Annotated in this window: 15 protein-coding genes; 7 read left to right on the top strand and 8 right to left on the bottom strand. The window is 47.8% G+C overall.

What is annotated here, in order from left to right; genetic code table 11:
* Nucleotides 1–228 precede the first annotated feature (228 nt).
* From ACN0VA_RS04460 to ACN0VA_RS04450, 3 genes are all read right to left on the bottom strand, one after another.
* A complete protein-coding gene (locus ACN0VA_RS04460) occupies nucleotides 229–948 on the bottom strand; it encodes a hypothetical protein (RefSeq protein WP_417819981.1) in 720 nt (239 codons plus the stop codon).
* Nucleotides 949–1,359: 411 nt separating this feature from the next.
* A complete protein-coding gene (locus ACN0VA_RS04455) occupies nucleotides 1,360–1,866 on the bottom strand; it encodes a DUF4405 domain-containing protein (protein WP_417819980.1) in 507 nt (168 codons plus the stop codon).
* A 113-nt stretch (nucleotides 1,867–1,979) separates the two neighbouring features.
* Nucleotides 1,980–2,870, bottom strand: a complete 891-nt coding sequence (locus ACN0VA_RS04450) for a LysR family transcriptional regulator (RefSeq protein WP_417819979.1) — start codon at nucleotides 2,868–2,870, stop codon at nucleotides 1,980–1,982.
* Between the two features lie 93 nt (nucleotides 2,871–2,963).
* Here ACN0VA_RS04450 and ACN0VA_RS04445 point away from each other — a divergent pair, with 93 nt between their 5' ends.
* On the top strand, nucleotides 2,964–3,587 hold the full coding sequence (locus ACN0VA_RS04445; RefSeq protein ID WP_417819978.1) for a class I SAM-dependent methyltransferase: 624 nt from the start codon (nucleotides 2,964–2,966) through the stop codon (nucleotides 3,585–3,587).
* A gap of 5 nt (nucleotides 3,588–3,592) precedes the next feature.
* Here the strand turns inward: ACN0VA_RS04445 and ACN0VA_RS04440 are convergent, their stop codons facing one another.
* Nucleotides 3,593–4,267: a LysE family translocator gene (locus ACN0VA_RS04440; protein WP_417819977.1), complete on the bottom strand. Its 675-nt coding sequence runs from the start codon at nucleotides 4,265–4,267 to the stop codon at nucleotides 3,593–3,595.
* Between the two features lie 124 nt (nucleotides 4,268–4,391).
* Between ACN0VA_RS04440 and ACN0VA_RS04435 the strand changes: the two genes are divergently transcribed.
* The gene (locus ACN0VA_RS04435) at nucleotides 4,392–5,120 is read left to right on the top strand and encodes a ZIP family metal transporter (RefSeq protein ID WP_417819976.1); all 729 of its coding nucleotides are present in this window, start codon (nucleotides 4,392–4,394) and stop codon (nucleotides 5,118–5,120) included.
* A gap of 42 nt (nucleotides 5,121–5,162) precedes the next feature.
* On the opposite strand, the gene ACN0VA_RS04430 is transcribed toward ACN0VA_RS04435, so the two are convergent.
* Together ACN0VA_RS04430 and ACN0VA_RS04425 are read right to left on the bottom strand one after the other, a co-directional pair.
* Nucleotides 5,163–5,666: a peroxiredoxin gene (locus ACN0VA_RS04430; protein WP_417819975.1), complete on the bottom strand. Its 504-nt coding sequence runs from the start codon at nucleotides 5,664–5,666 to the stop codon at nucleotides 5,163–5,165.
* A 98-nt stretch (nucleotides 5,667–5,764) separates the two neighbouring features.
* Nucleotides 5,765–6,292: a cell wall hydrolase gene (locus ACN0VA_RS04425; protein ID WP_417819974.1), complete on the bottom strand. Its 528-nt coding sequence runs from the start codon at nucleotides 6,290–6,292 to the stop codon at nucleotides 5,765–5,767.
* A 381-nt stretch (nucleotides 6,293–6,673) separates the two neighbouring features.
* Between ACN0VA_RS04425 and ACN0VA_RS04420 the strand changes: the two genes are divergently transcribed.
* The gene (locus tag ACN0VA_RS04420) at nucleotides 6,674–7,330 is read left to right on the top strand and encodes an RluA family pseudouridine synthase (protein WP_417819973.1); all 657 of its coding nucleotides are present in this window, start codon (nucleotides 6,674–6,676) and stop codon (nucleotides 7,328–7,330) included.
* 17 nt (nucleotides 7,331–7,347) lie between these two features.
* Here ACN0VA_RS04420 and ACN0VA_RS04415 read toward each other — a convergent pair whose 3' ends face one another.
* Both ACN0VA_RS04415 and ACN0VA_RS04410 read right to left on the bottom strand, forming a co-directional pair.
* Nucleotides 7,348–7,998 (bottom strand): MlaC/ttg2D family ABC transporter substrate-binding protein, encoded by a 651-nt coding sequence (locus tag ACN0VA_RS04415; protein WP_417819972.1) that lies wholly within the window; start codon nucleotides 7,996–7,998, stop codon nucleotides 7,348–7,350.
* Between the two features lie 12 nt (nucleotides 7,999–8,010).
* Entirely contained in the window at nucleotides 8,011–8,817 is an 807-nt protein-coding gene (locus ACN0VA_RS04410) for a VacJ family lipoprotein (RefSeq protein ID WP_417819971.1), read from the bottom strand.
* Nucleotides 8,818–9,122: 305 nt separating this feature from the next.
* Here ACN0VA_RS04410 and ACN0VA_RS04405 point away from each other — a divergent pair, with 305 nt between their 5' ends.
* The 4 genes from ACN0VA_RS04405 to metH are packed head-to-tail and all read left to right on the top strand — an operon-like array spanning nucleotide 9,123 to nucleotide 14,741.
* Nucleotides 9,123–10,049: an ArsR/SmtB family transcription factor gene (locus ACN0VA_RS04405; protein WP_417819970.1), complete on the top strand. Its 927-nt coding sequence runs from the start codon at nucleotides 9,123–9,125 to the stop codon at nucleotides 10,047–10,049.
* A 34-nt stretch (nucleotides 10,050–10,083) separates the two neighbouring features.
* Nucleotides 10,084–11,001, top strand: coding sequence for a methylenetetrahydrofolate reductase (gene metF / locus ACN0VA_RS04400; protein ID WP_417819969.1), 918 nt, complete (start codon nucleotides 10,084–10,086; stop codon nucleotides 10,999–11,001).
* Nucleotides 11,001–12,068, top strand: coding sequence for a homocysteine S-methyltransferase family protein (locus ACN0VA_RS04395; RefSeq protein ID WP_417819968.1), 1,068 nt, complete (start codon nucleotides 11,001–11,003; stop codon nucleotides 12,066–12,068). Before metF ends, ACN0VA_RS04395 begins: the two co-directional genes overlap by 1 nt.
* 36 nt (nucleotides 12,069–12,104) lie before the next feature.
* Complete coding sequence (gene metH, locus ACN0VA_RS04390) at nucleotides 12,105–14,741, top strand: methionine synthase (protein ID WP_417819967.1); 2,637 nt, start codon at nucleotides 12,105–12,107, stop codon at nucleotides 14,739–14,741.
* The last annotated feature ends 60 nt before the right edge of the window (nucleotides 14,742–14,801 follow it).

Here is a 14,801-nt window from a genome sequence, read left to right as displayed (position 1 = left end):
TATAGGTCTTACATTGCTTACCTATTTGTGCGGGGATGCAGGATTGTCAAGTTGAAAGCCGTCCAGAAACGGCGCTAGAAATTTAAGCAACTGATGCGTGACTTAAAAACTTTTGACGCAAAAAGGCGGCTCTCAAAGCCGCCTTTTTGTGTTTGAGAAGGCTTAGAGCCCGGTCGTGCAGCCTTAACTTAGTGCATTCGAGACTGCCCCGGAATTTGTAGGCTTTCTCTAGGCGGTTGTCTCCACCATGTTGCCCATTTCCTCTCCCCATAGTTTGGCGATGGAACCTTTAAGGTCATCGTTATTGTTTATGAGGTCTGCAATATCCTGTTCACGATTTTTCAGGCTGGGGTCTTGACGGGCTTTCATGATATCGTTGAAGGCAACTTCAAAGGTGCCGTTGTTATTGGTGATGTTCAGTTGCTGGATCATGTTTAGATGCATGCCGTTTTCCTGCATCAGACTTTGCAGTTTGTCTTCAACAGCTTCAACTTCCAGTGTTTCTTCATAATCGTTAATAGCTCTGGTGAGGTACTTTTCAAGGTCTGCATAACCATTCCCCCCTTGCGTTTGATAATCTTCACCAAACGTGCGTACACTGAATTGACTTTGGTTCGAATAGTTCATACTCAGCCCAATAAAATTAACGTCACTATCGTTAACTTTTGGTGCTGTATAGGGTTGTGAAGAGTGGTTGGTTGTTTCTGTCGACTGGGGTTTTAGATAATTCGATAGGCTTTCTTTAATAAAGTCCGGCATATCGCCAGCTTTAATTCGTATAAGATTGGCATCATTCGCCAAGTTACGTGTCATCAGCTTTTTGGTGCCAGCCTGCTCTTCAAGGTCTTCAAAACGGCTTTGTGCCTGACCAAGAGTAACATTTGCATTGCGCACATCATTTAGGAGTGCACGATATTGCGCCAGAGTGCTATTGTTCTGGATTTCCATGGGATAGCCTCTTTTTCTTAAAGGTATGTTAATACTTCTTTAAGAGAAAGCAAAATCGAGGCCAGTTTGCGTAGGTTTGGTTTCTGCACGTTTAAGTGATGAATGGAAATGTTACAGGATTTTAGGCGGTAATATTTGCCCAGATTGTAGACCATAATTTACCCATTTATATAGGTACTGATGTCATTTAACCATAGCGAGAAAATTTTCGATTGGGGGGGGGTAACCTCGAAATTATATTACATGATGGCATAAGAAGTTTGTGTCACCTATGGAGCATTAAATACAAGCCGCTGACGCGTTAACACCCGATAAACTCGTCCCTCGCGAAAGCAAGGAACCAGCCTTGGACCAAAAAAATATCCCGGATAAGAATTGCGCTTATCCGGGATGTTCTTTTGGTGCTTTTTCTTACTTCTGAGCAGGCAATAAATCAGCGACCAAAGAGGGGCCTAAGGGTTTGCCGGAGGATTGGGCGATGTCGCGCAAGGTCTGTGTGGAACTGGTGATTTTATAGCCTTTGGCGCTAAGTTGTTGGCTCAGTGCTTCGGGGGTGAGTTTAAACAAGGGCGCGACTTGGGCCACGGTCCCGTTTTGCAAGGCACCGACGGCAGCACGCATCGGGTTTTTGCCGCCACCGCTGCTTGTCAGAGCCGGATAGGCGAAGGCGAGGCTGGCGACAAGAGAAAGAAGCAACGGGATATAGATGGTTTTTCTTTTGAAATACCCCATGAAACCGGGCCAGTTGCGCCAGATATGAAACCCAACCGGGATCAATAACACCATAGAAAGCCATTCGTGCATGGCATGAAAGGCGCTTGAATATAAATGGAAAAACAGGAAAACACCTGAAATCGTAGAAACAAGGAAAAGGCCAACCGTTAGGGTGGTCCCATGTGTTTTAAGAAATTTGATCATTTTTCCTACCCCAATAAGGAAAGCGTTTGAATGAAAACAGTCTAATCTGTTGATGTTACCCCTTTATTTCAGAAAACAGCCTTGCTTGTAACGCAATGTAACGAGGCCTTTTTTTAAGAGGTACGAAAGCTTTCTGCGACACTTTCAAACACGGCCCTGATCCGGCGGTTTGTTTTAAGTTCGCGATGTGTGACCAGCCAGACAGGAACGGGAACGCCGGGCAGTTCTGGCAATATTCGGTGAATGCCGGGGGTGCGTGCGGCGACTTCCTGTACCATGATGCCGATCCCTAATCCCTGTTTGACCATTTCCCAGGCGACCAGACCGTTTTCCGATCTTATGGGGAAGTTTCGTTCACTTACCGGGCAGCCAATGGAATGAAAATAATCCAGCAGGCGGTTGGTTTGGTCAAAACCGATCAGCGCGGCTTCTTTTAAATCATCAGGACTTTGCGGGCAGGGAAAATTTTCAAGGTAACGATCACTGACGTACAGATATCCGCTGGTTTCATACAACAACTGGGCATACAGGTCTGGCTGTGTGGGACGGGCATGGCGAATGGCGATATCGGCCTCGCGTCGTTTTAAATCGCTTAAGGCGTTGGAGGCGACAATATCCAGTTGAATACCGGGATAACGTTGGCGGATTTTTGCCAGAAGATCAGGCAGAAAATAAACGGCCCAAACGTTGGTTGCCGACAAACAGACCCGTCCTTCGATGCTTTGTGATTGCCCCGATGCGGTCAACGATATTTGGGCGGCGGCCTCCCCCATTGCCTGTACATGTTGTAACAGGTCAACCCCGGTCTGGGTCAGTTCCAATGTGCGGCCCATGCGTTCAAATAACGTGATGCCAAGGTGGTCTTCCAATGCGGTGACTTGGCGTCCAACTGTGGGCTGGGTCACGCCCAAGGCTTTGCTGGCAGCGGTGAAGGAGCCTTCCTGCGCGGCAACGAGAAAGGCGCGAATTTGGTTCCAGTCAAAGGTAATTGATTTCCATTCCATGCATATATGCATACTATAACTAAATATTTATGCAATTCACATTTGTTTGAGATCGCGTAAGCTGCGACGAAATATTTAATTGAGGTCGAAGATATGACAAAACAAAGCCACTTTTGGGACCGTGTTGCGCATAAATATGCCAAACGCAAAGTGACCAATGAAGATGCCTATCAAAAAAAGTTGCAGCAGACACGGGGGTATCTGAACAAGGATGTCGAGATGCTGGAGCTCGCCTGTGGAACAGGGACAACGGCGATTCATCTGGCCCCCGATGTTTGTCATATTCGGGCGGTGGATATTTCTTTAAATATGTTGGAAATCGCACGGGAAAAAGCTGAAAAGGCAGGTGTTGATAATATCAGCTTTGACTGTAGTGATTTGGATGAAATGGCGGTGGAGAACCAGACGTATGATGTCATCCTTGCCCATAATATTTTGCATTTGCTGGAGGAAAAAGCCGTCGCCATTCACCGTATTTTCAAGATGTTGAAACCGGGGGGCATTTTTATCAGCTCCACCGCCTGTTTGGGGCAAGGCTTTCTGTGGTTGAAAGTCATTGTCGGGGTGGGAAGCTTTTTTGGTTTTCTGCCCGCTGTAAAGTTTTTTCGTGTCGATGAGTTGAAAAAGGATTTTACGGACGCCGGTTTTCAAATTGAAGAGGACTGGCAACCTAGCAAATCACAAGCCTTGTTTATCATTGCACGAAAGCCGCAATAGGGAGGTTAGCCGCAATTTGCGCTGACGGCACACTCCAGTTCATCCAGTGCGCTTTGCCCGATCTTGAAACCGGCAAAACCGAAGAAGGCAGCCATCGCGCGTTCAATCCATATTTTAGACTTTATGTAGGCGGAAACCATCCGTTTGTTGGAAAATAAGAATGCATACCCTGTGAAGACAAAGATGCCCATTACACTGCAAAGAAGTACGATTTGAGAGGCAAAACCAGCCTCGGCCTGAGGTGGCATACCCAACGTAATAATCGCCCCCCAAACCAGTACGGCCTTGGGGTTGGTCAGGTGAAGGGCGAGACCTTGTAAAAAGAAGGCAGACAAGGAACGGTCTTGTTGGTGACTTGGTTTGATCTCAAGCGTGCTCTTGTTGAACGAGGCGCGTAACGCTTTGTAAGATAGCCAAAAAAGATAAAGTCCCCCGGCAATTTTCAACAGGATGAAAATTTGTGCATAGGTTGTCATCAGGCCACCCAGGCCAAAAGCAGCAAATATTCCCCAAATGAAAGACCCCACTGTTATACCACAGGCGAGAGCCAAGCCTTTTTGGCGACCATCGCGCATGGAAGTCAGCATAATGGATAAGGTCGCAGGCCCTGGGCTTGCCGACCCGATCAGATAGGTTGACAGCGCAAGGTATAGGTAGGGAAGGTAAGGGCTGCTAAACATGTTTTGTTCCAACAATCTCATTTGAAACTAAAAGCTAGCACAGCCAACGAATGAGACCAAGTCTGTCTTCTCATTAAACGAAAATCCCTTTATACTCAGTTGATTATAATGCGAGGAGCAAGATATGGCATTTCTGGATCAATATCCGGCTTGGGTTACGGCTCTTCTTTTCTCGACTTTGGCTGGTGCGACGATTCCGCTTGGGGCTTATTTGGCGAAGGTTGAACACATCAGCCCCAACTGGCTGGAAAAAGAATTTCGCCACTTTGTTATTGCGTTTGGCGGCGGGGCTTTATTTGCTGCGGTATCGTTGGTGCTGGTGCCGGAAGGTACCAAAGGATTGGATGTTTTTTGGGGCATTGGCTTGTTTCTGGCGGGTGGGTTTTTCTTTTATTTTCTCGATCGCCTTATTCAGACACATGGGGGAAGCTATTCGCAATTAATCGCGATGGTATCCGATTTTATGCCCGAGGCAATGGCCTTGGGGGCCATGCTGAATGATCAGAATGATGCGGCCTTGTTACTGACATTACTGATTGCCTTACAGAACTTACCCGAAGGCTTTAACGCCTATCGCGAAATCTTATGTAGAGGATCTCATAAATCAAAACGTATTTTGTTTTGGTTCTGTGCCCTTGTTGTGGTGGGACCGATTTCAGCCTTTTTAGGGGCGGAATTTCTGAGTGGAAAAGCCATTTTTATTGATGCGGTGATGATGTTCGCATCAGGGGGTATCCTTTATCTTGTGTTTCAAGATATCGCCCCGCAGGCTCATTTGAAGAAAAGCTGGATGCCGCCTTTGGGGGCGGTTTGTGGATATGCCCTTGGACTGTTGGGTCATATGGTCTTGTAAGAAAAAGGCGACCCCGAAAGGTCGCCTGCTTTGCATACCGTCTTAGCCGAGTTGGCTGAGAAGCGTATCCCCGCCGGAGACTTCAAACTTGCCGGGGCCTTCAATATTCAATTGGGTGACGATACCGTCTTCGACCAGAAGAGAGAACCGTTGTAAACGAACGCCCATGTTGCGCTCGGTAAGGTCCAGTTCAAGGCCAAGCGCTTTGGCCCATTTGGCACTGCCATCGCCGAGGAAACGAATTTTACCAATTGCATTTTGATCTTTGCCCCATGCGGCCATAACGAAACCGTCATTGGTTGCGACGCACCAGACCTCATCGACGCCTTTGGCTTTTAACGCATCAAGGTTATTAAGATAACTGGGGACGTGCTCGGCGGAACAGGTTGGTGTATAGGCACCGGGAACGGCAAAGATGGCAATTTTTTTGCCAGCGGTTGCAGCTTGTACATCAACGTCATTGGGGCCAAGGGGACAGGCATCACCAAATTCGGTTGATTCCGCGAGTGTTCCTGCCGGGATAGGGTCGCCAACTTTAATTGTCATAGGGAAATGTCTCCTGCAAAATGAATGTCGAGGGTATCTGTGGGATATAGCCCTGAATGGGATCCGTGCAATAGGGCGACATTCATTTTGCCGAAACTTTAATTGAGCGAGGCGACCTGCTGGGCTTCTTCATTATAAAAGATGTGACGACCGAATTTGGCGCTGCGATTTAACTTATCGGCCCAAACGGGTTTCACATAATCAGCGTGATACCAAAGGGCATTATGAGTCGGATCACTGTAGATACCCGCAAGATACAGGCGGGCCAATTGTTGGGCACTGCGCCATGCGACTTCTTCATGTGGTGTGTCGCGCTTGCCATCACACCACCATGAAAACTGGCAACGGTGAAGACGGTAGCTGCGTCGTTGCTGGACGACATCGCAAATGGTATCGGGAAATTTCGAATGAGCCACCCGGTTCATCGTGACACCGGCAACGGCCAACTGGCCTTCCAGTGGTTCGGAACGCGCTTCCCAATAGATGTTGAGCGCGAGACAACGCATCTCTTCTTTTTCCACCAAGAGACGGTGAGAGGTAATGCTGTTGTATTGACGGGCAAACTCGGCCGCCGAAGGGGGCGTATAGGCCGTGTTTTCCACTTTTTTGAGGGTATGTTCCTGCAATGGTATAAAACCGGTTGCACCAAAAAAGAGGGCTAAGCTGACAAAACTTATAGTTATCAATCGCCTCAAAGATTTGGGCAAATACGAATTGTGCGTACGCATGTTTCAATCCAATAAAGTTCAAAACGGGTCCGACAATTCGGCGGCTATATCTTGGATAACCGCTTCTCGTTAAGTCTTCGGGTTGTTCCCAGACAACCAGTGGGGGGTCGGACTTAAACATCACTTTGTCCCTGCAAAGTGCGCCCCCGATATATGAATAACTGCATATGAAGTCAAGCCGGTTGTGCGTTGCAAAAATAACACAGTTTAATGTAATGTATTTAAATGACTTTTTTACGGTTACTTGACTTGTCAATATGAAAGTTGCCATAAGGCGTTATGACAAACGTGTTTGAATATGTGCCACCACAAGGTGAGATTCCAATACTATATGTGGATGAACACATCGTGGTCTTAAATAAACCTAGTGGTTTGCTGTCTGTGCCGGGGCGTGATCCGGCACATCGGGACAGTTTGCAAACCCGTGTGCAGGAACGTTTTGCACAAGCCACGACGGTGCATCGTTTGGATATGGATACCTCCGGGATTGTGATTATGGCGCTGCACAAAGAAGCGCACCGTCACCTTTCCCGCCAGTTTGAAAATAAGGACTGTACCAAGACATATGTTTGTCTGGTGGATGGCTTGGTGGAAGCAGATTATGGTCGCGTGGATTTACCTTTGCGGTGTGATTGGCCGAACCGACCTTTGCAGATTGTTGACCATGAATTGGGGAAGAAAGCCCTGACCCATTGGAAGGTGTTGGAACGTTTGGTGGATCGAACGCGTTTGGAACTACACCCGGTGACCGGGCGCTCTCATCAACTGCGCGTTCATTGCCTGTCGATAGGACATCCGATTCTCGGGGATCGTTTTTATGCAGATAAACAGGTGATCGCCAAAGAAAAACGCCTGTGTTTGCATGCACAGGCGCTTAAAATATTTCATCCGGTTTCGCAAGATGAGCTGTTTTTTGAGTGTCCGTCAGAATTTTAGACTTTTAAAACAGGGTGTTATTGAGTGTCTTGCGCTACGTTGCTGACCAGTTGAGAGGTTTTATTACGCAAGGCATCGATCAATCCATTAACCTCACCGCCATTGCGTTTGATGACAGATGCAAATTCAGAACGTTGTGCTTGGCTCATACTGACACCTGCAATGAGGACATCAACGACCTTAAGCGCACCGTCTTTATTTTGCTTCACCCGCCAATCCACAAGGATCGGTTCTGATGTTTGCGGGCGCTGGATTTCAGAACGTACAATGGCATCTTTGTCATTACGTGTGACGGACTGGACGACCTTTAATGTAATTTCGTCACCTGCGTAATCTTTAAATCGGCTGGAATATGTCACGATAATGAAGTCCTCAAAGAGTTTGAGGTATTCTTCTTTCTCTTCAGGTTTTGCTTTGCGCCAGTAGCGCCCCAAAACCCATTTGCCAATGGCACGGACATCAAAACCATCATTCAGGATGGTGCGAAATTCCTGTTGTAAGATTGTCTCATCCTGAGAAGATCGTACAGAGGTTACTGCTTTGTCGGCCATGGTTTGAATGAAACCTTCAGCCTCTTTTCCAAAGTCTTTGGCGCTGGCGTAAGTTGAAGAAAAAACAATTACACCAGCGACGAACAGCGCAGAAAATGCACGGCGGGTCAGTAACATATCAATTATCCCTTAGCGAGCTTCGGTAAGTTCTTCGTCACCCGGTGCCGGAGCATTGAAATCGAATGAAAGACTCGGTGCAGGAGTTGCTTTCGGGTCTTCATTATTCAGGATCTCGGCATTTCGGCGCTGCAGATAGAAGCTACGCATAGCGCTGTATGGGTCCAATGAATTTCGTTTGATATCTTCAATTGCATCATAATAGTGCGCGCGCGTATCGACAGCACCAAGCACGGCACGTGTAATCGGAATGCCATCACGGTCTGTATTTTGTGCCCACATATTCACCGGGTCGGTAAAGTAATCGACAACACGACCAACGACATCACGCGGGTTTGATGGACCAAAAACAGGCAAGACAATGTAAGGACCGCCTTCAAAGCCCCAAGTGCCAAGGGTCTGCCCAAAATCTTCGCTGTGTTTTTTGTAACCCATATCAGTGGCGGGATCACCAAAACCCAGAACGCCAACAGTTGAGTTAATGGCAAAGCGGCTGACCGTTGTACCCGCACGATCTGTCTCACCTTGCAAAAGGTCGTTTAACAGGATGACAGGCGTGCTGAGGTTGGCAAGCATGTTATGGATGCCTTCCTGAATAGGAGGCGGCAGCATTGCACGATAAAGAGTTGCTGCAGGACGCAGGAACCAAACATCAAGAAGCTCATTAAAACTGTAGACAACGCGGTTGACCCCTTCGATCGGGTCATTTGCTTCATCTACAGGTTGAGGGTTGGCGGCGCAACCGGACAACAGGACGACGACGGCGGCGATTCCACTAAGTTTTTTTATTAGACTTTTCTGCGTCACTGGCTTGGTCATGTAAAACACCGGTTTTCTTTTACTATCCCCTAAATATTGAATATCAAGCATTTACCTGAAAGGAGACTTGCTTATTCAATATTCAAACTAAACTTTTTGGAAGAACGGCGTCTGAAACAAGCGCATGTAATTCCAACCATTGAATTAACATAGGGTAACTCAAAATACCAGTACTGGAAATGGTTAAAAAACTATCAATTTTCCGTGAGTGTCACATTTTTACAACAGGGGACGATTTTGTGCTTGCAACAATATAAAGATATCTTTATATCTTGAATAAAGTTGATGTTTTTTAAGGAACGCGTATGGATCAGATTTTAAATGCATTGAAAGCTTTGGGGGAGCCGACCCGAATGCGAGTCATGGCATTGTGTGCGCAAGGAGATCTGACAGTTTCTGAGCTAGTTCATATTCTCGGGCAAAGTCAACCAAGGGTTTCGCGTCACTTGAAGTTGCTATGCGAGGCTGGCTTGTTGCAGCGTTTGCGTGAAGGGAGTTGGGTTTTTCATCGTTTGGCAGCGGAACCGGACCACATGCCCTTTGTTAAAAAACTAGTGGATTTGATTCCGCAAGACGATGAAATTTTGTTGCGCGACCGCGAACGTTTACAAGAAGTCAAACGGGAACGGGCCGAAAAGGCATCACAGTATTTTAGCCGTAACGCGATGAGATGGGCGGAAATTCGTGCTCTTCATGTTGATGATGGCGAAGTTGAGAAAGCTTTGCTTAAGTTGGCAAAACCAAAAGGGAATGAAGATTTTCTCGATATCGGAACGGGAACGGGGCAGATTCTGCAGGTTTTTGGCAATCATATCCGGCAAGGTTGGGGAATCGATCTGTCATCGGATATGTTGTCGATTGCGCGTGCCAATCTGGAGGCCAACGGCAATCATAATTGCGCGGTCCGCCAAGGCGATATGTATCAAGTGCCCTTTAGTGCGGACAGTTTTGATCTCATCACAATCCATCAGGTTTTGCACTATGCAGATGAACCGGTGCGCGCGGTGGCTGAGGCAACACGTGTTTTAAGACGGGGTGGGAAATTGGCAATTGCGGATTTTGCCCCGCATGAAGAAGAAACCTTGCGGGTGGATCATCAACACCGCCGTCTGGGGTTTTCTGAAAAAGAATTGGCTGATATTTGTCGGGAATGTGGTCTGGAAATCAAAGAAGTCCAGCATCTGCCCGGTGATCCTTTAACGGTGACCCTTTGGGTTGCTGAAAAATTGTGACGACACCTGAATTCAGGTAATGGAGTATAATAAAGTGAGTATCACAGAAGAAAAACAAGCTGTCCTGCGTGGCCTGCCCGTTGCAGCACCACTGCCCAATGACGTCAGTGTATCGTTTGAATTTTTCCCGCCGAAAACAGAAAAGATGGAAGAAACCTTATGGGCCTCTTTAAAACGGCTGGAACCGTTGGACCCGAAATTTGTATCCGTCACTTACGGTGCAGGTGGGACAACGCGTGAGCGTACACACAATACGGTGGTTTCCATTCAAAAAGACACCACGATGGCAGCGGCCGCTCATTTAACCTGTGTCGGGTCTTCCAAGGCGGAAATCGACGAAATCGCGGACCGTTATTGGGAAGAAGGTATTCGCCATATCGTTGCGTTGCGCGGTGATCCGGCAGAAGGCGATACGGCCTATCAACCGCACCCCGATGGCTATGCCTATGCCGTTGATCTGGTCGAAGGTTTGAAAAAACGTCACGATTTTGAAATCAGCGTGGCTGGATACCCTGAAACGCACCCGGACGCGCCCAGTGCCCAGTTTGATATTGATTATCTGAAAAAGAAAGTTGATGCGGGTGCCAACCGCGTCATCACACAATATTTTTTCGAAGCGGAAACATTTCTGCGCTATCGTGACAAGGCGGCTGCTGCGGGTGTGAATGTGCCGATCGTGCCGGGAATTTTGCCGGTTACAAACTTTAAACAGGTTTTGAAATTTTCGAACGCCTGTAACACGCGGGTTCCAGACTGGATGGCGGACCTGTTCACCGGACTGGACGAAGAACCGGAAACCCGCAAACTCGTGGCGGCAACGGTGGCGTCTGAATTATGCCGTGTGTTGCATGCCAACGGCGTGAAAGATTTTCATTTTTACACACTCAACCGCGCAGACCTGACTTATGCATTCTGTCATATTCTTGGTGTTCGCCCGAAAGGAAATAAATAATGACAACACGTGAAGAACGTCTGGCTTATCTGGAAGCCGAGTCGAAAAAACGCATTATCATCCTCGACGGTGCGATGGGAACGATGATCCAACGTTATGGTTTGGTGGAAGCCGATTACCGTGGGGACCGTTTTGCTGACTGGAAACAAGATGTTAAGGGGAACAATGATCTGTTGTCCCTGACCAAGCCGGAAGTGATCAAAGAAATTCATACCCAGTACCTTGAAGCCGGGGCCGATATTTTGGGAACGAATACATTCTCATCGACAACGATTGCCCAAGCCGATTATGCGATGGAAGATCTGGCTTACGAAATGAATGTGGAAAGTGCGAAAATCGCACGCGAAGCGGCCGATGAAATGACATTGAAAACACCGGATCGTCCGCGTCTTGTTGCCGGCGCGATGGGGCCGACCAACCGAACGTGTTCTATCAGTCCGGATGTGAACGATCCTGGATATCGCAATGTGACGTTTGATGCCTTGCGCGTGGCTTATAAATCCGCGGCGAAAGGTTTATTGGAAGGCGGGGCAGACGTTTTGATCGTGGAAACGATTTTTGATACCTTGAATGCCAAGGCGGCCTTGTTTGCCATTGAAGAACTGTTTGATGAACAGGGTTGGAAAGTTCCGGTGATGATTTCCGGCACATTGACGGATGCATCCGGGCGCACCCTGTCCGGTCAAACAGCAGAAGCGTTTTGGAATTCTGTACGCCATGTCAATCCGTTCTCGGTTGGTCTGAACTGTGCGTTGGGGGCTGATTTGATGCGCCCACATATTGCGGACCTGTCCCATATTGCCAATGTGCGTGTGTCAACCTATCCGAACGCAGGCCTGCCCAACGAAATGGGCGGTTATGACGAAACACCCGAAGATATGGGCAAAGCGTTGAGAGAGTGGGCAGAAAGCGGTTTGATCAATATCGTCGGCGGTTGCTGCGGGACGTCACCGGATCATATTAAGATCATCGCTGATGCCGTTGCCGGAATTGCACCGCGCAAGCTGCCGGAACTGGAAACAAAAATGCGCTTGTCCGGTCTTGAACCGTTCAATATCGCGTCTTGATGTACAACCGATAGATAGAAAACAGAGATTAAAGTTATGACAACTCAACAAGCGACTTTTATCAATATCGGGGAACGTACAAACGTCGCCGGTTCGGCTAAATTCAAGCGACTGATTATTGAAGAACAATATGACGAAGCGTTGAGCGTTGCCCTGCAACAGGTGGAAAACGGCGCAAATATCATTGATATCAACATGGATGATGCCATGTTGGATTCTGAAAAGGCAATGGTGCGTTTTTTAAACCTGATTGCCGCAGAACCGGACATTGCACGTGTACCTGTTATGATCGACAGTTCCAAATGGTCTGTGATCGAAGCGGGGCTGCAATGTGTGCAGGGCAAGGCGGTTGTAAACTCGATCAGTCTGAAAGAAGGCAAAGAACAATTTGTCGCCCAAGCAACCAAGATCAAGCGATATGGCGCAGCCGTTGTGGTGATGGCCTTTGATGAAAAAGGTCAGGCCGACACCAAGGAACGTAAGATCGAGATTTGCAAAAATTCTTACGATATTCTGGTTAATGAAGTTGGCTTCCCACCGGAAGATATCATCTTCGATCCGAATATTTTTGCTGTGGCCACCGGGATTGAAGAACACAACAATTACGCGGTTGATTTTATCGAAGCCACACGTGTTATTCGCCAAGAATGTCCGCATTGTCATATTTCTGGCGGCTTGTCTAACGTGTCGTTCTCGTTTAGGGGGAATAATCCGGTACGTGAGGCGATGCATTCGGTCTTTTTATATTATGCGGTTCAGGCCGGTATGGATATGGGGATCGTCAATCCTGCCCAGTTGGAAGTCTATGACGAAATTCCGGCTGAACTGCGCGAACGCGTTGAAGATGTGATCTTGAACCGCCGTGAGGATGCTACCGATCGCTTGCTGGAAATTGCCGACAAATATAAAGAAAAAGGTGGATCAAAGGCGGCAACGATTGATTTGTCTTGGCGCGAAAAACCGGTGGCGGAGCGTTTGTCTTTCGCACTGGTGAAAGGGATCGATCAGTTTATCGTGGAAGATACCGAAGAAGCCCGGCAAATGTTTGATAAACCGATTGAGGTCATTGAAGGACCATTGATGGACGGCATGAACGTGGTCGGTGATTTGTTTGGCGCTGGTAAAATGTTCCTGCCCCAAGTTGTCAAATCCGCCCGTGTAATGAAAAAGGCTGTGGCTTACCTGATGCCCTTCATCGAAGAAGGCAAAGAAGCCGGTTCTGAAAGTGCAGGCAAGGTGTTGTTGGCCACTGTGAAAGGTGATGTTCACGATATTGGTAAAAATATCGTGGGTGTGGTTTTGCAGTGTAATAACTTCGAAGTGATTGATCTGGGCGTTATGGTCCCGACCGAGACGATCTTGCAGGCCGCCAATGAAAACAATGTGGACATTATCGGTTTGTCCGGTTTGATTACACCGTCTCTGGAAGAAATGGTCAATGTTGCCAGCGAGATGAAGCGATTGAATATGAATATTCCGCTTCTGGTCGGTGGGGCAACCACATCCAAGGTTCATACGGCGGTAAAAATCGATCCGGCTTATGAGCAGCCGACGGTGCATGTATTGGATGCGTCGCGGGCTGTGGGTGTTTGTTCAAATCTGTTGTCTGACAGCAAACGCGAGGCCTTTGTGGCAGGGATCAATGCAGATTATGAAAAGACCCGCGTTGCGCGTGCCAAAAAGCAGAACAAAGGCAACCGCATGAGTTTGGAAGAAGCCCGTGCAGCAAAACATCCGATTGACTGGTCTGCTTTTCAGGCGGTCAAACCGTCTTTCCTGGGGACCAAGACGTTTGATGATTATCCGCTGGATGATCTTGTGGAACGGATTGACTGGACACCTTTCTTCCGTACATGGGAATTGGCGGGGACGTACCCGAAAATTCTGCAAGATGAAACAGTTGGGGAAACTGCGCGTAGCCTGTTTAAAGATGCGCAGGATATGTTGAAAAAAATTGTCGAAGAAAAATGGCTGACGGCAAACGCGGTGATCGGATTCTGGCCGGCAAACTCAACAGCCGATGATAGTATTTGCCTGTTCAAGGATGAAGAGCGCAAAGACGAATTGGCACGTTTCCATATGGTGCGCCAACAAATTCCGAAAGCACAAGGTCGTTTTGATCATTGTCTTGCTGATTATATCGCCCCGACAGGGGAGGATTATATGGGTGGATTTGCGGTGACAACCGGGCATGGCATTGAAACGAAACTGGCAGAATTTGAAGCCGCACATGACGATTACAACAGCATCTTGTTGAAAGCCTTGGCAGACCGTCTGGCAGAAGCGTTTGCGGAACGGATGCATGAACGTGTGCGCAAAGAATTCTGGGGATATGCAGCCGATGAAAATCTGGACAATGACGCCCTGATTAAAGAAAGCTATCAAGGCATTCGTCCGGCACCGGGTTATCCTGCTTGCCCGGAACATTCCGAAAAAGAAACCCTGTTTGATTTGTTGGATGCGACACAACAAGCCGGGATTGAGTTGACACACGGATATGCGATGACACCGACGGCAGCGGTCAGCGGATTCTATTTTGCCCACCCGGAAGCCAAATATTTTGGCGTTGGTCGTGTGGAAAAAGATCAGGCTGAAGATTACGCCCGCCGCAAAGGAATTTCCTTAAACGAGGCAGAAAAACTTCTGTCTCCGGTTTTGGGATATGATCGCTGATTGATCAAATAACGAAATATCTGTTGAGAAGGAGCCTCCGTCTACGCGGGGGCTTTTTCT

The sequence above is a fragment of the Terasakiella sp. genome, assembly GCF_048267425.1.
GTDB lineage: Bacteria > Pseudomonadota > Alphaproteobacteria > Rhodospirillales > Terasakiellaceae > Terasakiella.
The sequence above is the reverse complement of the archived record's forward strand: the minus strand, read 5'-3'. Positions and strand labels throughout refer to the sequence as shown.